The organism is Microcoleus sp. S36a_B3 (assembly GCF_036700745.1).
GTDB lineage: Bacteria > Cyanobacteriota > Cyanobacteriia > Cyanobacteriales > Microcoleaceae > Microcoleus.
On record NZ_JAUBPN010000011.1, the window covers coordinates 85280 to 107038 of the forward strand.

The following is a 21759-nucleotide window of genomic DNA, read 5'->3' on the forward strand; positions in this document are numbered from 1 at the left end:
ATTTCCTTTTAAGTTCCTTCGCTCAGCCGCCGCAAATTCAAAATATCGCTCATTTTTTTAATTTGCATACAAGTCCGCTCGAACTGTTCTTTATCCTGGATGTCCATGCACAAGTCAATTAATGCGGGGAATCCGGGATAGGTTTTGACTTGGGCGCTGCGGACGTTGACTTTGTTGTCTTTTAAATGCGATAAAACATCGTTGAGAACTCCGACTCGATCTAGGGCTTCAACTTGAATATTTACCGGATAAGTATGGGGGCGAGATTCGTTGCGGTTGCTGGAATTCCAACTCACGGGAACTAATTTATCTCCCGGTACGTTTTCAACATTGGAACAACCTTGGCGGTGAATGGAAATGCCGCGAGTGCGAGTCACTACTCCAATAATTGATTCGCCGGGAATGGGACAGCAACAGCCTGCTATATGGTAGAGCAATCCTTCTACACCTGCGATCGGCGATTTGCTCGGAGATGAACTCGGTACGGGTTTCGGTGCCGTCGATGCAGGTATTAGCAGGGGGATTTCCTGGGTTCCTCCGGGAGCAGATTCTATTTTTTGCTGCACTTTGACTAAATCTCGCAGGCGATTTACTACGAGGTTTAGGGTGACTTCGCCGTAGCCCAAACCGGCGATTAAGTCTTCGACGCTGTGGTAGTTGCAGCGCTGAGCTACTGATTGCATTGGTTCGGATTTCAGCAAGGATTCTAAGCCGTTTTTGCCTAATTCTTTTTCTAGCAATTCCCGCCCGCGAGCGAGGTTTTCATCTCGGTGCGATCGCTTCAACCACTGGCGAATGCGGTTTTTTGCTCCGTTTGTCTTGACAAAATTCAGCCAGTCGGAGCTGGGATGGCCGTTTTTTTGGTTCAAGATTTCTACAATATCGCCGTTCTTTAAAACCTTGTCTAGTGTCACCATCCGCCCGTTGACTCTCGCGCCGGTGCAGCGATTGCCAATTTCTGTGTGAATGCGGTAAGCAAAATCTACGGGTGTTGAGCCGGTGTTGAGTGAAATCACGTCTCCGTTGGGAGTAAAAACGTAGATATCTTCGTCGAATAAGTTGTCTTTAATACTTTGTAAATATTCGCGATCGTCTTTGAGGTCGCTTTGCCATTCTAGGAGTTGTCGCAGCCAAGTAAATTTTTCGTCGTCGCCGGTGACTGCGGTGCTAGAACCGCCGGTTTCTTTGTATTTCCAGTGGGCGGCGATCCCGTATTCTGCAATGTGGTGCATTGCTACTGTGCGAATTTGTACTTCGATGGGGCGGCCGCTGGTGCCGATGACTCCGGTGTGCAAGGATTGATAGCGGTTGGCTTTTGGTAAACCGATATAATCTTTAAATCGACCGGGGATCGGGCGGAATGAATCGTGGACGATCGCCAATGCGCGATAACAGTCATCGTTGCTTTCTACTATGATCCGCACCGCAGCAATATCGTACACTTGCTTAAACCCTTTTTGGCGGCGCTGCATCTTCCCGTAAATCCCGTACAAATGTTTGGGACGGCCGCTAACTTCATAGCATTTAATGCCTAAATTGTCAAGCTTTTCACGCAAACTATCTGTCACTTCTGCGAGTTGAGTTTCTCGATCGCCCCGCTTCTCGGCCACCAATTCCTGAATTTCGCGATAAGCATCCGGTTCCAGGTATTTAAACGCTAAATCTTCCAATTCCCACTTAAAGCGCCCGATACCCAAACGGTTCGCCAAGGGAGCAAAAATATCTCGGGTTTCTAGGGCAATACTGCGCTGCTTTTCTTCGGACAAATGCTCCAAAGTCCTCATGTTGTGCAGTCTGTCTGCTAGTTTGACGACAATCACGCGAATATCTTTAGCCATTGCTAGAAACATTCGGCGGAAATTTTCAGCAAGGCGCTCTGTTTTGCTGGAAAAATTAAATTTAGAAAGTTTGGTGACACCTTCGACTAATTGTCGCACTTCTGCGCCGAACCGCTGTTCTATTTCTTCGAGAGTAATATCTGTATCTTCAACAATATCGTGGAGAAAACCGGCGGCAATCATGACGTTGTTGCCGCCCATATATCGGAGTATCCCAGCTACAGCTACGGGATGGCAAATGTAAGGTTCTCCCGATTTGCGGTATTGTCCTTCGTGCAAGTCGCGGGCAAATTCAAAGGCCCGACAAATTAAACTGTTGTCAGTCGAGCAATTGGCGTTAGGGGCCGCATCAGTCTGCGATTGACCATTCAGGCATTCTTGCAGCCAATCGGGAACGACGGCAGGATCTATCGAAGGAGAGGCAGTGAGAGTGTTTGCGTTCATCGGGTACACCTTTAAAAATTAGAAATACAAATGGTTAAAAGTCAGCGTTCGGTTGAATTTCCGAAATTATGTGTGTAGCAATACTAAACTAATTGAATGCCACAATTGGCAATTCTCAAAAATCATCGATTTTTGTCTTAACTATATCGATTTAATTTTGAGTTTTCCCCCCCCCTCGCAGGTAGGAAAATATATTGACTCCACTGTCGCGGATGCGATCGGTCGATCGGGTAAAATAAGCATATTTTGGCGGCAGCAGTTGAGGTCAGTCTATTGGGGCATTCAAGATTTGAGATTTGAGATTGACTTTACAGATGCAATCTGGGATCTCGAACAAAAGTCTACAATTTGAGGATTGACCATGACGCGGGAGTCGGGGGCGCGGTACCTGTTGTTGGAGGTAGCGGGCGATCGGCATTCACAGGCAACGCTAAACTAAAAGCACGAGCTAGACCGATCGAGTCACGCTGGCAGCGTGATGAAATTTTCTCAACAAACAGGGAATTGCTGCAAAAATGCACGGCTTCCCTTAATATGAGCAAAGCTTAAGCAACAATCTACTTTGATTATAAAGAAAAATTTGTTTACAAAATCATGATATTGTCCGAAGACCGCCGCCAGTGCTACCAAGAATTACAGCAAGCACTCGAACAGCTACAAAGAACTGCTGCACAGGAAAATCTCGATCGGGCTGCGCTGGCTGCAGAATACACAAAAGTGCAACAATTTTTCGGAAACCAGATTATGAAAGCTAACAGCAGTGAGTTATACGCCTCAGAAACGCCTCCAGAGCAGTCCTATTTGACGGAAATTCACAAGCAACTGCGGTTATTGAGGACAGATGTCACGTTTTTGCAGGCTGCGAAGCAGCCAGCGACAGCACAGGCGAGGCAAACTGCGGCTGCTGAGCGACTAAACACGCTAATTGGCTACTGCGGCGCGCTGCTGCAAAAAAATTCTGGTTCTGAGCGGGCCCGCCCGGATGCAGAATTAATAACTGAATAAACAGGGAATTGAGAAGGCAAGGAGAAATCAAGTGGTGGAATGTCCAAAATGTAAACATCCCAACTTAGAAGGCGGCACCCTAGCCGGCCGAATGTCGGTGCAGTGGTGTCCCAACTGTTACGGTATCTGGATTCCAGGCAGAGAATACGAAGCTTGGCAGAAAGAGCAGAGCCAGTGGTACAACAAATCCCAGAAGCCAGAGGCGACAGGCACTCTCGGCATAGAATTCACGCCGTCTCCCTACGACAGCAAAGCAGCCCTGTGTCCCGAAGACGGTCATTATTTGTCGCGGGCAAAAGTTCCCTTCAGCAGAGTGCCCTTTTACATAGAGCGCTGTATGCTGTGCGGGGGAATTTGGTGCGATAACGGCGAGTGGGATATTCTCGAAAGTCTGGGATTCCACACCGAGATTGACAAGATGTTTTCTCCCAATTGGCAAGCCAAGGCCCGCGTCCAAGAACTCGCATCTCGGGAACGTCAAGTGCTCACAGATAAGCTAGGCCCGGATATTGCCGGATATGTGTTGGAACTGGCGGAAGTTTTAGCAGACCATCCGCACGTTGATTGTGCGGCTACTTATATACTGCGGAGAGCTGAGTTGAAGCGAAGGGAAATTTAGTCTGTTGGCAGTTGGCAGTTGGCAGTTGGCAGTTGGCAGTTGGCAGTTGGCAGTTGGCAGTTGGCAGTTGGCAGTTGGCATTAGTCATTAGTTATTAGTCATTAGTTGTTAGTTATTAGATACTGACTAATGGCTAACAACTAACTAGCTACTGACTGCTGATAAATAATAACTAATATCATGTTTGCTCAATTATCATTAAAAAATGTTTGTAGTAAGTATAGATTTCTCCCGTCACCCCGACAGATGATTCTGTGTTTTTACTACAAAGGATTAACGATTAAAAATCATATGACTGGACATGATATACCCAGTAACAAACAGCTAATAACAACGGTCAACAACTAATAACAATAGCCAACAACCAACAACCAATAACCAGTAACTAACACCTAATAACGAATAACCAATAACAATAGCCAACAACCAACAACCAATAACCAGTAACTAACACCTAATAACGAATAACCAATAACAATAACTAATAACTAATAACTAAGGACTAATGACTAATGACTAATGACTATTCTTTGTTTTCCATTGAAAATCTGCGAGTAGCTTATCCTCAGCGGCGGGGCCAATCCGGTTGGGCGGTTGACGGCGTTTCTCTGAGGCTGGAAGCAGGGGAAAAACTGGGATTGGTTGGGGAGTCTGGGTGCGGTAAGTCAACTTTGGGAAGGGCGGCGATGCGGTTGCTACCGGATTCGACGCAGATTGAGGGGCGGGTTGATTTTGCTGGAGAGTCGGTGTTTGAGATGGATGCTTCGCGACTGAGACGGTTTCGGGGCGAAGCTGTGGCGTTGATTTTTCAAGATCCGATGACTCGTCTCGATCCTTTGATGACTGTCGGGGAACACTGTATCGAGACTTTGCAGGCTCACAGACCGAATTTGAATCGCAAGCAGGCTAAGCAACGGGCGATCGAGATTTTGGAAGCTGTGAAAATTCCCGCCTCTCGCTGGTCGCAATTTCCCCACGAATTTAGTGGCGGAATGCGGCAAAGAGTAGCGATTGCTTTGGCTCTTTTGCTCGATCCGAAGTTAATTGTGGCGGACGAACCGACTACAAGTTTGGATGTAACTGTCGCCGCTCAGATTATGCAGGAATTAACCAGACTTTGCGCGGAACGGGGAACGGCTATTTTGTTGATTTCTCACGATTTGGCGATGGTGGCTGAGTATTGCGATCGCATTGCGGTGATGTACGGCGGCAAAGTGGTGGAAACTGGGTCGGTGCTGGATGTTTTTGAACGCCCGCAACATGAATATACTCGATCGCTCCTGAAAGCAGCTTTGCACATTCAGAAGGAAGAAGGAAGAGGGGAGAAGGAAGAAGGAAGAGGGGAGAAGGAAAATTATCGCCTTAAGTCCGAGTCAAATTTACCTCTTTTGACTGTGACGGATTTGCAGCAGCACTACAGTTTAGAAAGCAATTTATTAGAGCAGTTGTTTTCCGGGAAACAGCAGGTAATTAAAGCCGTAGATAATGTTAGCTTAGAGCTAGAACGGGGAGAAACCTTGGGGCTGGTAGGGGAGTCAGGCTGCGGCAAAAGTACCTTGTCGCGCACGATTTTGCGCTTGATTCCTCCGACTGGTGGCAAGGTTGAATTTCAAGGAATAGATATCACTGCTCTGAGTAACGATGCTGTCAGGAAGCACCGCCGCCAAATGCAAATGATATTTCAAGACCCCCACGCTTGTTTGAATCCGATGATGACTGTCGGGCAAAGTATTGCTGACCCTTTGTTGATTCACAAATTAGCTAAGGGAGAGGAAGCTAAAAAACAAGTAATCCAAATGTTAGAGCGGGTGGGTTTGACTCCAGGGGGGGATTTCTTTCGCCGCTATCCGGGGGAATTGTCAGGAGGACAACAGCAGCGGGTTTCGATCGCCCGCGCTTTGATTACTCGGCCGCAACTGATTATTTGCGACGAACCAGTGAGTATGCTGGATGCTAGCGTGCAGACTCAAGTATTAGAGCTGATGTTGGAGTTGAAACAGGAATTTAATTTGACTTATCTGTTTATTACCCATGATTTGTGGGTGGCGAGATTTTTTTGCGATCGCATTGCGGTAATGAATGCCGGAAAAATTGTGGAAATCGGCAAGACTAGGGAGATTTTTACTAATCCGCAGCACCCTTATACTCAGCAGTTATTGCAAGCAGCTCCTTTATTGGCTCGGACTCAATAAACCAATCTAAAATTGGGGAAATTTGATATCAGCCACCAGCTTCTAGATGGATTTCGGAAATTTCTGATTAAATTGGTTAAAGTGAAGGGATACTTTTCAAATCATCCCACGGACACCAAGCACTATATGGCAGAATCTGACCTAGGCAGTTTTGCGGTGGCTCCCGAAGCCTCACTCGCAATCGCAGAGGATGAGGACACCGAGATCGATCGTCCGACGGTAACTCGATCGTCAGCATACAACAACTGGTCTGCCGACGATCCCGTGGGAGCTTTGTTCAAAGAAATGTCTCGCTATCCTCTACTGACTGCCACCGAAGAGGTGGAGTTAGCTCGTCGCGTTCAAGAATTGGTAGCCCTTCTGGAAGTAGAAGAGCGTTTAAAACAGGAATTGGAAAGAGTGCCAACAAAAGCTGAACTCGCTGCAGCTTTGGGGGTGAGCGAAAGTCAACTGCAACAACTTCGCCACCAGTGTCAGTCGGCGAAACGGAAAATGATCAGCTCGAATTTGCGGTTGGTGGTTTCGATTGCGAAACGCTATCTCAACCGAGGCGTGCCTTTTCTAGATTTAATTCAAGAAGGAGCTTTAGGTTTGAATCGAGCCGCCGAAAAGTTCGATCCTGAGAAGGGTTACAAATTTTCTACCTATGCCTATTGGTGGATTCGCCAAGGAATTACTCGGACAATTGCCAATCAAGGGCGGACTATTCGCTTGCCGGTTCACATTGTCGAACAGTTAAATAAACTCAAAAGAGTTTATCGGGATTTAAGGCGTTCTCTTCAACGAAATCCTACGGAAACTGAAGTTGCTAGAGAAATGGAAGTTACTGCTGAACAGCTTCGTTACCTCCAGCAAGTACGCCGGCAATCTTTGTCACTCAACCACCGCATTGGTACGGAAGAAAGTTCGGAACTTTTGGATGTTCTGGAAGATAGCGCGACGCAATCTCCAGAAGCTCAGATGAATGAGATGATGATGCGCCAAGATATTTTGGAGGTGTTGGACAGTATTTTGACTGAACGGGAAAAAGAGATTGTGGCGATGCGTTACGGTTTGATAACCGGCGAACCTTACACTTTAGAAGAAGTCAGCAGTTTGTTCAATTTGTCCCGCGAACGAGTCCGTCAAATTCAAAATAAGGCAATGCGAAAGTTGCGCCGCCCTCAAGTGACGGAACGATTGAAGGGCTGGTTGAAATGAGCTAAAAAATATTGAATTGGCCTTTTTTAAAGTCTTAAATATCGAGTGTATGGTTAACTGGTTAACCAGTTAACGGGCAGGAGCCTGGTAACGAGTAGAAAAACATTTCGCACTGTGGAATGCGAGTCCGCAACTGAGCGAGCGGACTCGCATTCCACACTGCGAACCAATTTTAAAGCGGTCAATTGACCGGACATGATATGACTACTGACTACTGACTACTGACTACTGACTACTGACTACTGACTACTGACTACTGACCACTGACTACTGACTACTGACTACTGACTAATGACTACTGACTTCTGCTATATTTTTAATTATTGATTGTCGCTTACTACTTAATTGATTTATGTCTGATGAGGTGATTTTGCGTCCAGCTACCCGCGCAGATGTGCCGGTGCTGTTTGATTTGATTAAGGCTTTGGCTGAATACGAAAAATTATCTCATGCCGTTACTGGTAATGCGGTTGATTTGGAAAATCATTTGTTTGGCGCGAGACCTTTTGCAGAAGCGATTCTCGCAGAGTCGGAAAATCGTGTTGTGGGTTGGGCGCTGTTTTTTTATAATTATTCTACTTTTTTGACTCAGCCGGGGATTTATTTGGAAGATTTGTTTGTGCTTCCTGAGTTTCGAGGGCGGGGAATTGGCAAGTCTTTGATTGTTTATTTGGCGCGGTTGACAGTTGAAAGAAACTGCGGGCGTTTGGAGTGGAGTGTGTTGGATTGGAATGAATTGGCGATCGGATTCTACAAGGGTATTGGTGCTGATGTGATGCCCGAATGGCGGATTTGCCGGGTTGCTGGCGAGTCTTTGGCGAGTTTGGCTTCGAAGTAATTCGATCGGCGGGCGATCGTCCTCCGACTCTCAGAAACCGGGTTTTTTGGGGGCTTTGCGGCCTGCAACCTCTGTATTTTCGCCAAAAACTAGATTTCGACGCACCCGTGCGTCAATTCTCAGAAACCGGGTTTTTGTGGGCTTTGCGATTGAGAAGGAAATATTTTCGCAAAAAACCCAGTTTCTCGTCCCCCCTGTTTTGCTAGGTAAATTCCAGTCAATAATTGCCCAAAATATAGGAAAATTTAAGTAAAAGTAGATTTATATTGAGAGAGCAGATCGTGGTTATTTGGGTAAACGAGCAAATCGATCCATCGGGCATTCTTTATTCTTGCATTGCTTGTTGCGATGAGACTCAAGCAAAGGAATGTCACGAATCTTTTGAGCAGAATTTGACGGCAGATCAAAAGCAGCAGGGCTGGGTTGCTACCTTGCGGACTGTTAGTTCTTGGGATGAGGTGCCTGTTAATGCTTTGAAATTGAACTAATGAGTGCAAGTCATCAGCAGCTTTAGTCTCGCTTTGTTTCTGTTCATCGCAACGGCCGAAAAACACAGCACATAAGTTCGGAAAATGCAAGATAAGTCGATCGCACATTTGTCAAGTTAACAGAAGTCTAGTTTTTTGAATTTGAAGCTAAAAGCCTGCAATCGTTGGGGGCTGGGAGTCGATGGTGCCCGATGGTTGCCGGAATTGGGGCGGGAATTTGGGATCGCCGGAGTGCTGCAGGCAGCCTAGCACGAAAAAGTCTGCTTCGGGCGATCCTCTTCGAGGGTTACGCTAACGACAAATCGCATTTTTCAAACTGATTTTAGGATTAAAATTAATAGATAAAGGCATTTCAAATTGTCAAATTAATTTTTTATGATTGAGACATTATTTCATGCTTATACGCCTCTAATTATCTGGACGGGCTTGGGACTGCTGGTGTTTAAGTACATCCCAGTTGATTTTCCTAAACTGCTAAGCCACTTTCTTTTCTGGATCGGGATACCGCTGCAAATTCTAGTTTTAGCCCGTCAGAGCGATTTTTCGGGTGCTGTGGGATTCACGCCGGCGATCGCCATATTCGTGTTATTTCTGAGTACGAGTTGTGCTTGGCTGACTTGGGTATTATTGCGTAGGCTGAGTGCGGCCCACATCAAAAAGCCCTATTTTCAGGGCAAGAATTCTCTGGTAAATTTATTATTAGTAAATTTTAATTCCCTGAAGCGATCGAGCCAAGGGAGTTTTATCCTAGCTGCGATGTTAGGGAATACGGGCTTTGTCGGATTAGCAATCACGCCATCTATCATCAGCACCGATAACAACAACTGGGCTGTCTTATACAGCGTCACTAACAATGTTATTGGAACTTATTGTTTCGGTATATTTATTGCTAGCTATTTCGGGAACTCGGAGCAAAAAAATCACTGGTGGACTCAGCTCCGGGATGTGCTAACAGTTCCCGCCCTGTGGGCTTTTTTAATTGGTTTTTATACTAGAAACATCCCCCTGCCCGAAACAGTGGAATCGGGATTGCAGGTAGCAGTTTGGGTGGTAATTGCCAGTGCTTTGCTCCTGGTTGGTATCCGTTTGAGATCGATTAAAACATGGCAAAGTTTTGAACTAGCGTTAATCCCGTCGCTGTTAAAAGTGGTAATTGTGCCGCTGCTGATCGGATTGGGTGCTAGTTTTTTTGGATTGAGCGGCGATCCGAGGTTGGTGTTGGTGTTGATGTCGGGAACGCCCACAGCTCTTTCGGTGCTGATTTTAGCAGAAGTCTACGAGCTCGATCGCGATTTGTTAGCTAGCAGCATCGCCCTCACTTCCCTCGGTTTGCTGTTGATGCTTCCGCTGTGGCTTGCTTCGTTTAGTTGACGTTGTTGCAAGACTTTTGAGAAGTGATATAACATAGAAATAACTTCAAAGAGGTTACAGGCATGACAACTATATCCAACGAACAAACAGCGATTATCCGTACAGAAAGAGGACTGACGGTCGCAGGTACGCGCATCACCATCTACGACATCATGGACTATGTGACTGCTCAATATCCGCCTAAGTTTATTAGGGGATTGTTTGACCTTACAGAAGCACAAATTAACGCCGCTTTAGCTTACATTGAGCAAAATCGCGCTGATGTTGAAGCTGAGTATCAAATTGTGCTTAAAGAAGCTGAGGAACTCCGGCTGTACTACGAAGAAAAAAATCGCGATCTGATTGCCAGAATTGCGGCGCAACCACCAAGACCTGGAACGGAAGCTGCATGGGAAAAGCTTCGAGCCGCGAAGGCAAAACTTGATGCTAAAGCGTGATTTTTTTGGGCGATCGTAATCTCAACGGACACGCCATAATTTTCTTTGGTTCAATTGCTAATCAAGGTTGGCTTGATATCATCCCAATTCGTTTTGTCACCTTTGCACAAATGGAATTACCCATTGATAGCGATGACAGGGTAGTTTGGCGACTTGCTCAAGAAAATTAGATGATTTTGCTAACGGCTAATCGCAGTATGAAAGGCAAGGATTCTTTAGAACAAGTAATGCGCGAAGAAAATACCCCTAATTCATTACCAGTGATTACGATTGGAAATGCTGATAGATTACTGAATGATTGGGAATATCGGGAACGTTGTGTTGAGAGTCTAATTGAGATTGTGCTTGGTATTAATGGCTATATGGGTGTGAGTCGGCTTTTCATCCCATGAGGGGGGGTCGAGATTGTTGAAAAAGTGCGATCGCTATTTGATTACCAATAAATGTAGTGTTTAAAAAGTGATACCCATGTTAAAAGAATTAAAAACCATTACTCTTGCAACTCTTCTGGTATTAGGAACAGCTAAACTGGGTTCTACTGCTCCTCTCCCTAGTCCTAATAATCAAGGGGATTATACGGGCAGATATTATCATACTTATTGGGAAGTAGTAGACCCTGACCCAAAGGGGTTAAATTGTCGCATGAATTCTTCTTTTGAAGAATTCATGCGTATTGACAACCGCACTCCATTTGATGTTTTTAATTGGTCTGTAGTTGGTGTTTTAAAACAGGGACAGCGTTTTGAAAGCTTTCCTGGAAATGCTGGTGTTACTTTCCTGGATACCAGGGGTTTACCTTGGCTTTTTGTAGGAAAAAACTACACTACTGGTGCGGCGCAAGGTTGTTTTATTCGCGCTAATAGTCAATTTGTCAAACCAGTACAGATGTCATCGACTCGCGTACAACCCCAAGCGAGTCAACCGCTTACAAGTTCTACAGCACTACCGATGAAGCTTGGTTTTGACGAAGGATTTGGATCGATTGTAGTACCAGAAAGTGATACCAGAGCATCGGCCTATGGAGGACGCTTAAGGCGATATGATGTTCACATTGCTAAAATGTTTGAAGTCACTCACTTTATGTGTCAGCAGGGAAATTTAACACCCGGTATTACTTGGAATTACGAGGCTGGGGGTGGCACGATTAATATGGGAAGTTTTGTAATAACCTGCCGACTTGCTAATCAAATAGCTAGTGCCTATGGTTTAGGTAAATCAGAACCTACGAATATTACTTTTTCGGCTGGTGAAATCGGTCGCCCCGATGTCAGCAGTTTCAACATTCCTATCCTAAATATTACAGGTGATAAAGTACCACGCTGGATAACTTTTGTGCAGGGATTTCAGCCAGTGAGGAGGTAGGGGATTTGTAAGATGTAAGGTGTGTCATAAGTAAAATTACTCTTTCATCTAAAATCAATCTCAATTTGACGCACCCTACATCTAAGCCTTGTGATTAAAATATTTTTATTTATCGTTATCATTGATTAATTTTTTATCAAACTCAATAACATCAGAAATTGTTTCTAAATTTTCAATTCTAGCTTGTAAAATTTGAAGTTTTTTATCATTTTCTGAATTTATGGGCTTTCCAAAAAACCAAATAGATGCAGTGCTTATAGTAACAGAAATAAGCACTGCAAAAGGCAGGAAAAAACTATTTTCTGTAAGAGCTAAAATTGGCACACAAGCTAAGAGTGAAAAGATAGATAAAACCCAAATCCAAATAGTTGCTATTAGACGAGTATCTTTTTTTTGTTCGCCAGAACCTAAGTGAACCATCAGATTTTATCCTTATCTACTGTATTAGCTGAAGTGTTGCCGATCCTTCCTACTGAAAAAAATTAAATTTATTAGGGAGTAATTTCTACATTTTGAGGAGGATGTAACAATTCCCAACCTTTATAGGCAAGATAACCAACACTAACAGCAGCTATCACAGGAACCGAAGCTGAAACTGCTAATCCAGCGACCATTCCACCACCTGCAACGCTACCAATTGCCGCTAAACCTGAAGTAACTCCAGCGGCACTTAGTCCAGCGACCGAACCAGCACCCGAAACAGTGGCAATTGTAGTTGCACTACCACCAAGAGCTCCAACAACCACTCCTGCTACAAAGGCTTCAGCTTTACCTGAATCACCTGGCGGATGAATAATTACTGTGGTATTATTGGTATTATTGGTATTAGTAGTTTCATTACAAATTAGATGGTCTGTATGGCTCATTTTGTCTGTCTCTATAGTACAGAAAATAGTTTCACCTGCAGCCCATGCCTGGTTAGAAAGTATAGGAACCTGGATAGTTAGGAAGAACACAGTCAGAGTTATGACGGCAACTAAACGATGCCAAAATTTTTTTGATTTCACAGTTTATATTCTCCTATTAGGTGCAAAATTTACGATTTACATATTCTTAGTATAATTATATTGATTAATATTTACCTTTGACAACTCAAAACCGTAGCATTCAGTATCCAATTTTTCTAACCATCCCGAACCAATTTAGTATAATTGGTACAATTAAGTTGACAAAGTAGGATTTAGTAGGATATAGTTCACTCAACCTCACTCAACCCTGACGCATGAATGTTGAAGATGTCGTAGAATGGGCGAATAATTCAATTTTTGACAAAACTGGAGAAAATCTCACACCCCTACAGGAAGCAATACTATCCGGTGTTTGGCAAAGACAAAAATATCCTCAAATAGCTAAAGAGTTTAATTGTAGTGAATCTCACGTTAAAAAAGAAGCTGCTAAGTTATGGGAAAAGTTGCGTGAGGAGTTAGGAAAAGACCTTAATAAATTAAATTTTCGTTCCAAGGTAGAGAAAAAATATAGGGTTTCTAACATTTCTCATTTACATGACTCTTTATTACAAATTGATAATGTTATTTGTGGTCAATTTATACAAAATATTAAAAATGCAGAAACACAATCGCCCAATCCCCCAGATTCTCCCCAAAATAAAAATCAATCCCCAATCATCGATTTAACAGACGCACCCGAATTAACCAGCTTTTACGATCGCACTTCCGAACTCTCCACCCTCAAACAATGGATATTACAAGCCCACACCCGCCTGATTACCGTCTGCGGCTTAAGCGGAATCGGCAAAAGCAATCTCGCCCTCAAACTCATCGAACAAATTCAAACCGAATTTGATTGCATTATTTGGCGCAGCCTCAGCCACACACCCACACTCTCAACCCTCCAAACCGAACTCAAGCAATTGTTTGGGCGATCGCCACAAACCCCATTACCCACAATCATCGATTATTTTCGATCTTCTCGCTGTTTAGTAATCCTTGATGACGTACAGAATATTTTTAAAAGCAATCAATTAGCAGGTCAATATTTAACAGACTATGAAGACTACGGCAAATTTTTCAAACAAATTGCCACATCCTCTCATCAGAGTTGTTTAATCCTCCTGAGTTGGGAAAAACCCAGAGAAATAACTGCTTTAGAAGCCGGAAACAAAGCTACACAAACCTTACACCTCAAAGGGTTATGAGAACAAGCGGCAGAAATTCTTAGAGAAAAAGAATTGACAGATGAGGAAAAATGGCCAGACTTAATCGGCATTTATCAAGGTCATCCTTCCTGGCTAAATATCATCGCCTCAACAATTATCGAATTATTTGACGGTAGCGTTTCCCGGTTTTTAGCCAATAAAAATGATATTTATTTAGGCGATTTAGAGCCACTTTTAGAATCTCACTTAGAGCGTTTATCGGAATCCGAAAAAAAGGTAAGCTACTGGTTAGCAACTCAAGATGAAGCTGTAGATATTTCACAACAACCTGCTGACAGTGAATTATCCAAATCTGAATTTTGGCAAGCCATACAATCTTTAGCGCGGCGCGGCTTAGTGGAAAAAGTGTTAGTAGGAGGGCGATCCAAGTTTCAGATTAATCGTGTATTTCAACAATACATTCATTCAATCTAAGTAACATTCCACCCCTTTATATTTCTTAGTCTGCGGAGGCAGACTTTGTTTGACAAGACGCGGTTTCAACCGCCGGGTTTATATAGTAGCGGTTTCAACCGCCGGTACTATCTTAACCCAACGCGAAAAGATTGCCCCATCGCTTGAAATTCTTGAGTTTCTTCCCGCTGTAACTGCTGTCTAATTTTGGCAAATTTCCTAACTGTTTCCACAGAGTACAAGCGTTCTCCACAGCTTAGGCAAACTTCAGCGGATACTTTTAAAATAGCAGTATGGTTGCCACCTCGTAAAAGTTTCTCGACTTCTTTTATAACTATTTCACCGCCACAAATAGGGCATTTTTCTACAGATAGCATTGTTAATTTCTCCTTTGTATCCAATTAATCCATCGATTCGCATCGGGGCGATAAACTGTAATTAGGATGGCTAGTTTATTACTAGGAACATAAGACCAAACACTGTGAATAGGATCGCCTCTAAAGCTTTCACCATAGATTAAGTATCGGGGATAAGGTTTTTCTTTGGGATAATTTTCGATGATTTCACCATAAAGGACGGAAAAGTAGATTTCATCAAATGAGAGACTATCGTTCTCTGCTTCTTCGTCAGCATGGTCCGTAATTCGCACCCGATTTTCTAATATTGCTTCTACGATATCGTTGAGATTCATTCGTTGAAAGTTAAATCTTACATAACCTATGGATGGTTTCACCAGCTCCAAAAGCAATTAAACCATACGATCGCACTTCTCAACTTCTACATCGATCGCATAAAAGCATTCACCGCATCATATTGATCCGCCATCCGCGAATAAAACTCGATCGATCGCAAATCCAACTCCGGCAAAACTTCACTCTTGCTCACCAACTCATACCCCGTTGGACGCAAACAATAAACCGAAATTACCCCATCCTCCCAAAACCAAACCTCCCGCACACCCACCCGACGATAGATTTCCAGCGTATCAATTCCACCACTCGTCACTGTTATCTCGATCGCCAAATCTGGAACCGACTTGCGCGTACCCAAACAGTAAGACTCATCTGGTTCCTTCCGTGCACCCAACTCCTTCATCCCGATAGTTGTACTACCACGGGCATAAAAACGAATGTCCTTCGTCCGCATATAAACCTCTAAAACCTGACCTAAAGTTTTTTTAGGTTCTTCATGTTCCTCAGAAAAAGGAGCCATAATTTCTAAACACCCATCCAAATAAGTTAAACGCGCCCCAGTGTCCGCCAAATCTGCATCCAACTTTTCCAGAGTTTCCCATGTCACGTTTGACAGAAAAGCCGCACCTGTACCCAATCCTGCTTTAGAAATTGCGACAACCATTTGACTCACCTTTTACGATCGCTTTTCCATATTAGCGAATATTAGCTGAAAACTTAAATCAAATTGCTCTAAAATTTCGCAGTACAATCAACAATAACTGCACGGAAAAGACGATGAACAAAATAATAACTGCTACTGGTTTGCCTCCTGTATTCCCTGAATGTACCGAATTGCCAGAGGAAGACGGTAGATTTCTAAAAAATTTTCAGGAGCACCCCAGAGCATCATTCTGACAGATTCGATCGGGTTAGTTGTCGAGTGACTGCATCCAGAGGGACAATATGCGATCGGGCAAGATTGTGGCATTTACTGGCGAGAAACCGACCCGCCAGAGAAAGGCGCAGAAACACCGGATTGGTTTTATGCGCCCAACATACCAGCAACTCTCGACGGTTTTCGCCGCTCTTATGTACTTTGGTGGAAATACATGGCTCCACCCTGTAATAAGGGGGGAATAAGGGGAGTCAATTTGACTTTTGCAACTCGACTAAACGCCAGAGAGAGGACTCGCATTCCGAACGATCGAACGAAAGACGCCCAATTTCCCAACTCTCCTCAATCGATCAGCAAACTCGGAGAAGTCAGCACAAAGACATCCCTGGTTCCCACCCCTTCCAATTCCGGTTTAATCGGCGTAGTAAAGTGGAAAAATTGGTGGTCGTCAACCAGCAACAAGTCTCCCGGCTGCAGAACTTTATTAAAAACAGGCTTCTCTTTTTTAGCCAAATACAAATGCGTTTCGCCGCCCACAACATTAGTGCGATCGACCGAGAAAATCCCGATAAAATCAGTACCGTCTTGATGAATGCCTTCCGGTGCGGGGTTGCCAAAATTGTGCGGCGAACAAGTCGTCCTGATTTGATGCACTCCGATTTCAGCTTCCGGGTGAATTTTGCAGGAGTCGAAAAAAGCAAAAATTAGTTGTTTGAAGTTATCGAAGGCAATTAGCCGATCGTCCAATTCAGCAAATTCCCGCCTGATATCACCCGCTACCGGATTGTATTCTTTACTTTGAAACAAATAGCCGTGAGGTAACTTAACTAAATCATTTCCGTTGACTGCAAACCGCGACAATCTTCTCGAACGATACTTACCTTTGACATACGGATCGACAGGCATATCGTCAAAAAACTCCTTGAAACCTTCTAGCTTAATCGAGTTTACTTTTTTAAAAGTAAACATGAAAGCATAATCCAAATGAATGGATTCTAATACCGTTTTCATATATTTTTCTCCCTGAAGCCTTGCTCCCCTCCCTAATTTTGCCTTAAGGAGGTGTATGTTTCTAGTCTAGCTTAGGTTTTTTGTAAGTGTCATCAAAAAAAATACAAAAATTGCAAAGATATCGTAAAGATGGCAAACGATATTCGAGCGACGCGCACAGGAATTCATTCCCGCAATCTAAAATCTAAAATCTAAAATCTAAAATCTAAAATCGATTGACTGCTTTCACCAGCGACTGACAGGCCCGCAGGAAGACGGCCACATCCACCCCAAGTGCAACGTACTGAACGCCAGCATCAATCCACTGCTGGGCGATTTCGGGGTTTTCGGCAAAAGTACCCGCCGCTTTGCCTGCACTGCGGATGGTTTGTACCGCCTCCTGCATCATGTCGATGACTCGGGGATCGCGCACTTGGCCGGGAATGCCGATCGACTGCGACAAATCGTAAGGCCCCAGAAAAATCACGTCAACCTGCGGCACAGTAACAATTTCTGCCAGATTCTCGATACCGCCTTTACCTTCGACATGAATCACAACTAACGATTCTTCGTTGAGTTTGTCCGTGATATTTGTACCTGCGGCGGTGTAAAGTCCCGCCCGCGTAGCAAAGGAAAGGCCGCGCGAACCCAGAGGACTGTATTTAGCACTTTTGACAGCCATTTCCGCATCAATTTTGCTTTCAATTTGAGGTACTTGAACGCCCGCGCTGCCGATGTCGAGAGCTCGTTGAATTTGCGGCCCGTCGTTTTTGCGGACGCGAACAATTGGTGCAATGCCGGTGCAGTCTGCCGCGCGGCACAAATCTTCAGCAGCAAGCGGGTGCAACGGGCCGTGTTCCATGTCGATGACGGCAAAATCAAATCCAGCGTGACCGCAGATTTCTATGAATGCTGGATAGGCGCAGTTCATGAATAAACCGAGAACAGTTTCGCCTTGTTTTATTTTTTGTTTGAGTTGGTTGTGACGCATAAATTTGATGGTTTTTTTAGCGCAGATGAACGCGAATTGACGCGGATTTTTTTAGATTTTATAGAGCATCAGAATAAGTAGGAATAAATTGATTTATGTTAAAAGAATTGATAGAAGGTTTTTGGCTGCTTTTGCTTCTATTTTAAAGGGAATTAAGCACAAAAACCAGACCAAAAAAAACATTCCTAGAATTGGCAAAAATATTGCTCCCACCGATGGTTCGACAAACCAAGCAAATAAAGAAAACGTTCCAATACTGCCAGTAGTCCACAGCCAAAGAATCATCAATCCTAGCACGATTTTATGCAATACCATCCTGATTTTGATGGAACAACCGAACGGTTGAGAATCGATATTTCCTTTGATAATTGGCAAAAATAAATTGCGGCCGATCGCAATGCGATTGATTTGGAAGGTATTTCCCGAAATTGTGCCTTCATAAGGTTTGGCAGGTGGCGGGGCGAAGGGTAGAATGATTCTAAAAAGTTTGGGAGGAGTGACAACTTCGTCCAACCTTTGCAAAACTTCAGAAAAAGTTAAACTTGTCGTAATTGTTAAACTCTCAAAAAAAATCAACGCTCTAAAAAATTTGACTATTTTGAGCACAAGCTCGCTCCTGATTTTAGATAGTGGTAGATGGTATTAATTCCGATTATATAAAACAATTTTGCCGTGACCGCACCGCAAAATACCAGTATACTGCAAAACAAACATTTAAATGCTATGAATATTTTTCGCTGATGTCAAGATTAATGCCCCAACCAGCGATGAAACTGCGACGGTATCTATTGTCGCTCAAAGGTCGATCGCCCGTCAGCTTCACCCTCAGCCTAATTACCTCAATCTCAACTATTACCCCAACATTACCCGCGCCGACTCGCCATCGAGACAATCAACTAATCGGCAGTTAAAAAGGCTTGCTAGCGTGGCGCACAGCGCACTTCACCGACATTATTGATTTGCCGGTCAAATTTCCTCTCAGGGAACTTCCGCACTGGATCGACCTGCATTGCACTCCTTCCCCAAATATCTTAAACTTATCTGCTATAGGGTGTGTTTAGCTGTATAACATCTGCGGTTTCTGCATCAATAAATGATTTAGACGATTCAATTCAGATGAAAAATCGAGTCAGTTTCACCTTGCGTTAGTTTTTATTAGAGTTAGTTTTGATAGTCGATTAGTGCTACAATAAAAAGTAATTTTTGCTAAAATTATGTTGTTTTAAATATGCCCGCAACTACTCTAACTAAGTTTGTTTGATAAGGATTTGATATTTTTTGGGCTTTTATGCCCTTCGGAAATTTTGGGTGTGTTTAATGATTTTGTCTGATTTATGCAAAACTTCATCAAAAGTTAGATTGCTTGAAATTATAGCGGTTATCAAAAAAGTGAAGTATGCCCAATGCCCAATCCCTCCGCTTCGCTCCGCCCAATGCCCAATGCCCGCTCCCGGATAGTACCTCATCTTTCTGAAAAAGGCTATATACCAATCTAAAAATGTAGCAAATACTTATAAGATTTAATGATTTTGCTCGTTGACTTAATCCTGATATTCAAACTGTGTTTTGTTGTTAAAATTTGTCTAAAATAAAACAACTGCCCCGATCGCACCGGGAAATACCAGTATTATAGAAATTCATTCACTTTTTGGTCATTGGCTGTAAGTGTATTGATTTGTGTTAAAATTTAACCTAAAATTTCTGATGAAACTTCCGAAGTATATGTTTTCGCTCAAAGGTCGATCGCTCGTCACCTTCACCCTCAGCCTAATTACCTCAATCTCAGTTATTACCCCAACATTCGCCGCACAGACTCGCAATCCCGACAAAGAGGAAACTTGCGACATTCTCGTAGCAGGCGGCGGGCTTGCAGGTGCGGCTACCGCCTACGAAGGTTTGCTGGCGGGGCGCACCGTTTGCATCACGGAAATTACTGACTGGGTAGGCGGTCAAATTTCCTCCCAAGGAACTTCCGCACTCGATGAAAGAGAAACTCAGCGATCGCTCTTATTTTACCCCCGCGGCTACCTAGAATTGCGGCGGCGAATCAAAGAACATTACGGGAGACTAAATCCCGGCGGCTGTTGGGTTAGCTATTCCTGTTTCATGCCCTACGACGGCCACAAAATTTTATTTGGCATCTTGCAAGATGCTGCCAAAAAAGGCAATGGTAAGCTAAAATGGTTTCCCAATACCATAATTAAAGAACTAGCAATTACTCCGGCTGTGGCGGAGAATGCCGTTGGCGGACAACAAATTAAAAGTGCGATCGCCATTCAACACAAACCCGCCCAAAACACCCCGCCAATCAACACCGAAACCCTTTCTACAACCATCGAAGATGCCTACCGTTACGAAAATTCGGCGCGATTTAACAAAACTATTATTCGGTTTATTCCCAAACCACCTAACCAATCAAATTCAAAACCTAGAGGTGCCGATTGGTTCGTGGTAGATGCTACCGAAACAGGCGAATTAATCGGACTTGCCGATGTTCCCTACCGCCTGGGAATTGACCCGCGTTCCCCTCTCGAACCTTCCTCCGCCAGCCCCGAAGGCGACCCTTACTGCACACAAGGTTTTACCTACACCTTTGCGATGGAAGCAACGAAGGAACCGCAGCAGCATCAAATGCCGTCTTTCTATCAACAATACGCTCCTTACTACAGTTACGAACTGGCCAGATTAGCCAGCTTTCCGCTAGTTTTCAGCTACCGCCAAATTAGGAGCATGAGACCGGATGAGCCGCGCCCTGCCGATCCCAAGCAATTCCCGATTTATCCTGGTGATATTTCGATGCAAAACTGGACTTGGGGAAATGATTATCGTCCGGGTTCTGCCCAGGATAATTTAATTTATTCTCGATCGCAATTGGAGGCTAACGGTCAACTGCAACCGGGCGGCTGGATGGGCGGTTTGCGAACGGAAACTTTGCGTCGCGGTGAAGAAAATGCCAAAGGATTTTTCTACTGGCTGGTAGCAGGAACTACTGACTCACAATTAGGTAATGGAGTGAAAAAGCCTTATCCTAATAATCGCTTTTTGAGCGGCTTGGATTCGCCGATGGGGACGGTTCACGGACTTTCTAAATATCCTTATATGCGGGAGGGTCGGCGGATTATTGGGCGACCGACTTTTACTCAGCCTCAAGGTTTTACGGTGTGGGAAGTTGATATGTCTCGTAATGATTTTAAGACGGATTTTTACCGCCAGAATTTGTCGGAGGAAGAGTACCGAGATTTGTGGTTGGCTGTGGGTGGTTTGAACGCGCCGGCTTTGGCTGTAGGAAGTCAGACTGTTGAGGAGACAAAATCTCGATCGCGCGCTACGATTTATCCTGATAGTGTGGGTATTGGTCATTACGCGATCGACTTTCACCCCTGCATGACCAACAGCCCGCCGGAAGCGCCGGGAAATACCGAACGCGAAGGCACTCGCAAAGGTCAAGGATCAGCTTATCCGTTCCAAATTCCGCTGCGGGCGATGATTCCTCAGAAGATTGACAATATGTTAGTGGCGGGTAAAAGTATTGCTGTTAGCCACACGGCGGCGGCTGCTTATCGAGTGCATTCTTTTGAATGGTCTGCTGGTGCTGCGGCGGGTGTTACGGCTGCTTTTTCCCTGGAAAATGGGATTGTTCCCTATGAATTGGTGGATGAATTGCCCTCCCGCGAGCCGAATTTGGAGGCGTTACAGTTGCGGTTGCAGCAAAATAAGAATCCGATCGCATTTCCGGGTACTTCTATTTTCAATAGTTCGTGGCAAAATTGGAAATAATCGCAGTTGGTAATCTGTAGGGCGGACATCCTGCCCGCCGCACAATAAAATTCACTCTTTGTGGAACAG

25 protein-coding genes and 1 pseudogene are annotated in these 21759 nt (G+C 44.2%); 16 read left to right on the forward strand and 10 right to left on the reverse strand.

The genetic code is table 11. From position 1 onward, the window contains the following. Nucleotides 1-8: 8 nt before the first annotated feature. Nucleotides 9-2282, reverse strand: a complete 2274-nt coding sequence (locus QUA01_RS14235; RefSeq protein ID WP_333093042.1) for a RelA/SpoT family protein — start codon at nucleotides 2280-2282, stop codon at nucleotides 9-11. Nucleotides 2283-2352: 70 nt separating this feature from the next. Here QUA01_RS14235 and QUA01_RS14240 point away from each other — a divergent pair, with 70 nt between their 5' ends. The 12 genes from QUA01_RS14240 to QUA01_RS14295 all read left to right on the forward strand — a co-directional run bounded on the left by QUA01_RS14240 (nucleotide 2353) and on the right by QUA01_RS14295 (nucleotide 11794). Further along, nucleotides 2353-2634, forward strand: coding sequence for a hypothetical protein (locus QUA01_RS14240; protein WP_333093041.1), 282 nt, complete (start codon nucleotides 2353-2355; stop codon nucleotides 2632-2634). A 242-nt stretch (nucleotides 2635-2876) separates the two neighbouring features. After that, on the forward strand, nucleotides 2877-3287 hold the full coding sequence (gene patD, locus QUA01_RS14245; protein ID WP_194010473.1) for a heterocyst frequency control protein PatD: 411 nt from the start codon (nucleotides 2877-2879) through the stop codon (nucleotides 3285-3287). Between the two features lie 34 nt (nucleotides 3288-3321). Beyond that, nucleotides 3322-3906, forward strand: a complete 585-nt coding sequence (locus QUA01_RS14250; RefSeq protein ID WP_194010472.1) for a TFIIB-type zinc ribbon-containing protein — start codon at nucleotides 3322-3324, stop codon at nucleotides 3904-3906. A 512-nt stretch (nucleotides 3907-4418) separates the two neighbouring features. Then, nucleotides 4419-6098, forward strand: a complete 1680-nt coding sequence (locus QUA01_RS14255; RefSeq protein WP_333092301.1) for an ABC transporter ATP-binding protein — start codon at nucleotides 4419-4421, stop codon at nucleotides 6096-6098. Between the two features lie 126 nt (nucleotides 6099-6224). Continuing rightward, nucleotides 6225-7298 carry an RNA polymerase sigma factor, RpoD/SigA family gene (locus QUA01_RS14260; RefSeq protein WP_333092300.1) on the forward strand — a complete coding sequence of 358 codons (1074 nt, stop codon included), beginning with the start codon at nucleotides 6225-6227 and terminating at the stop codon, nucleotides 7296-7298. Between the two features lie 352 nt (nucleotides 7299-7650). Continuing rightward, nucleotides 7651-8136 carry a GNAT family N-acetyltransferase gene (locus QUA01_RS14265; protein ID WP_194067756.1) on the forward strand — a complete coding sequence of 162 codons (486 nt, stop codon included), beginning with the start codon at nucleotides 7651-7653 and terminating at the stop codon, nucleotides 8134-8136. Nucleotides 8137-8417: 281 nt separating this feature from the next. After that, entirely contained in the window at nucleotides 8418-8624 is a 207-nt protein-coding gene (locus QUA01_RS14270) for a glycogen debranching protein (protein WP_194010468.1), read from the forward strand. A 375-nt stretch (nucleotides 8625-8999) separates the two neighbouring features. Beyond that, nucleotides 9000-9995 carry an AEC family transporter gene (locus tag QUA01_RS14275; RefSeq protein WP_333092299.1) on the forward strand — a complete coding sequence of 332 codons (996 nt, stop codon included), beginning with the start codon at nucleotides 9000-9002 and terminating at the stop codon, nucleotides 9993-9995. Nucleotides 9996-10057: 62 nt separating this feature from the next. Beyond that, nucleotides 10058-10432 carry a DUF433 domain-containing protein gene (locus QUA01_RS14280; RefSeq protein WP_333092297.1) on the forward strand — a complete coding sequence of 125 codons (375 nt, stop codon included), beginning with the start codon at nucleotides 10058-10060 and terminating at the stop codon, nucleotides 10430-10432. A gap of 5 nt (nucleotides 10433-10437) precedes the next feature. Then, entirely contained in the window at nucleotides 10438-10602 is a 165-nt protein-coding gene (locus QUA01_RS14285) for a hypothetical protein (protein ID WP_333116142.1), read from the forward strand. Continuing rightward, nucleotides 10603-10824 (forward strand): hypothetical protein, encoded by a 222-nt coding sequence (locus QUA01_RS14290; protein ID WP_333092295.1) that lies wholly within the window; start codon nucleotides 10603-10605, stop codon nucleotides 10822-10824. It abuts the gene before it with no gap. A 76-nt stretch (nucleotides 10825-10900) separates the two neighbouring features. Further along, nucleotides 10901-11794, forward strand: coding sequence for a hypothetical protein (locus QUA01_RS14295; RefSeq protein WP_333092294.1), 894 nt, complete (start codon nucleotides 10901-10903; stop codon nucleotides 11792-11794). 105 nt (nucleotides 11795-11899) lie between these two features. On the opposite strand, the gene QUA01_RS14300 is transcribed toward QUA01_RS14295, so the two are convergent. Together QUA01_RS14300 and QUA01_RS14305 are read right to left on the reverse strand one after the other, a co-directional pair. Beyond that, nucleotides 11900-12214, reverse strand: coding sequence for a hypothetical protein (locus tag QUA01_RS14300; protein ID WP_333092292.1), 315 nt, complete (start codon nucleotides 12212-12214; stop codon nucleotides 11900-11902). A 71-nt stretch (nucleotides 12215-12285) separates the two neighbouring features. Further along, nucleotides 12286-12801, reverse strand: coding sequence for a hypothetical protein (locus QUA01_RS14305; RefSeq protein WP_333092291.1), 516 nt, complete (start codon nucleotides 12799-12801; stop codon nucleotides 12286-12288). Between the two features lie 215 nt (nucleotides 12802-13016). On the opposite strand from QUA01_RS14305, the gene QUA01_RS14310 reads away from it, so the two are divergent. After that, nucleotides 13017-13949, forward strand: a complete 933-nt coding sequence (locus tag QUA01_RS14310; protein WP_333092290.1) for an ATP-binding protein — start codon at nucleotides 13017-13019, stop codon at nucleotides 13947-13949. A gap of 33 nt (nucleotides 13950-13982) precedes the next feature. Next, on the forward strand, nucleotides 13983-14384 hold the full coding sequence (locus QUA01_RS14315; protein ID WP_333092289.1) for a hypothetical protein: 402 nt from the start codon (nucleotides 13983-13985) through the stop codon (nucleotides 14382-14384). A gap of 107 nt (nucleotides 14385-14491) precedes the next feature. Here the strand turns inward: QUA01_RS14315 and QUA01_RS14320 are convergent, their stop codons facing one another. The 3 genes from QUA01_RS14320 to QUA01_RS14330 all read right to left on the reverse strand — a co-directional run bounded on the left by QUA01_RS14320 (nucleotide 14492) and on the right by QUA01_RS14330 (nucleotide 15719). Then, nucleotides 14492-14740 (reverse strand): YgiT-type zinc finger protein, encoded by a 249-nt coding sequence (locus QUA01_RS14320; protein WP_193974639.1) that lies wholly within the window; start codon nucleotides 14738-14740, stop codon nucleotides 14492-14494. A 2-nt stretch (nucleotides 14741-14742) separates the two neighbouring features. Then, entirely contained in the window at nucleotides 14743-15054 is a 312-nt protein-coding gene (locus QUA01_RS14325; protein WP_333092286.1) for a DUF4258 domain-containing protein, read from the reverse strand. Between the two features lie 86 nt (nucleotides 15055-15140). Next, on the reverse strand, nucleotides 15141-15719 hold the full coding sequence (locus QUA01_RS14330; RefSeq protein ID WP_333092284.1) for a Uma2 family endonuclease: 579 nt from the start codon (nucleotides 15717-15719) through the stop codon (nucleotides 15141-15143). Nucleotides 15720-15832: 113 nt separating this feature from the next. On the opposite strand from QUA01_RS14330, the pseudogene QUA01_RS14335 reads away from it, so the two are divergent. Beyond that, nucleotides 15833-16155 (forward strand): annotated as a pseudogene (locus QUA01_RS14335) (Uma2 family endonuclease); the annotation flags it as partial. A gap of 119 nt (nucleotides 16156-16274) precedes the next feature. On the opposite strand, the gene QUA01_RS14340 reads toward QUA01_RS14335, so the two are convergent. The 4 genes from QUA01_RS14340 to QUA01_RS14355 all read right to left on the reverse strand — a co-directional run bounded on the left by QUA01_RS14340 (nucleotide 16275) and on the right by QUA01_RS14355 (nucleotide 18805). Continuing rightward, nucleotides 16275-16943: a 2OG-Fe dioxygenase family protein gene (locus QUA01_RS14340; protein ID WP_333092283.1), complete on the reverse strand. Its 669-nt coding sequence runs from the start codon at nucleotides 16941-16943 to the stop codon at nucleotides 16275-16277. A gap of 205 nt (nucleotides 16944-17148) precedes the next feature. Next, nucleotides 17149-17913 carry an HpcH/HpaI aldolase family protein gene (locus QUA01_RS14345; protein WP_333092282.1) on the reverse strand — a complete coding sequence of 255 codons (765 nt, stop codon included), beginning with the start codon at nucleotides 17911-17913 and terminating at the stop codon, nucleotides 17149-17151. 93 nt (nucleotides 17914-18006) lie between these two features. After that, nucleotides 18007-18519, reverse strand: a complete 513-nt coding sequence (locus QUA01_RS14350) for a hypothetical protein (RefSeq protein ID WP_333092281.1) — start codon at nucleotides 18517-18519, stop codon at nucleotides 18007-18009. Nucleotides 18520-18634: 115 nt separating this feature from the next. Beyond that, nucleotides 18635-18805 (reverse strand): hypothetical protein, encoded by a 171-nt coding sequence (locus tag QUA01_RS14355; protein ID WP_333092279.1) that lies wholly within the window; start codon nucleotides 18803-18805, stop codon nucleotides 18635-18637. A gap of 830 nt (nucleotides 18806-19635) precedes the next feature. Between QUA01_RS14355 and QUA01_RS14360 the strand changes: the two genes are divergently transcribed. After that, nucleotides 19636-21690: an FAD-dependent oxidoreductase gene (locus QUA01_RS14360; RefSeq protein ID WP_442921549.1), complete on the forward strand. Its 2055-nt coding sequence runs from the start codon at nucleotides 19636-19638 to the stop codon at nucleotides 21688-21690. Nucleotides 21691-21759 lie beyond the last annotated feature (69 nt).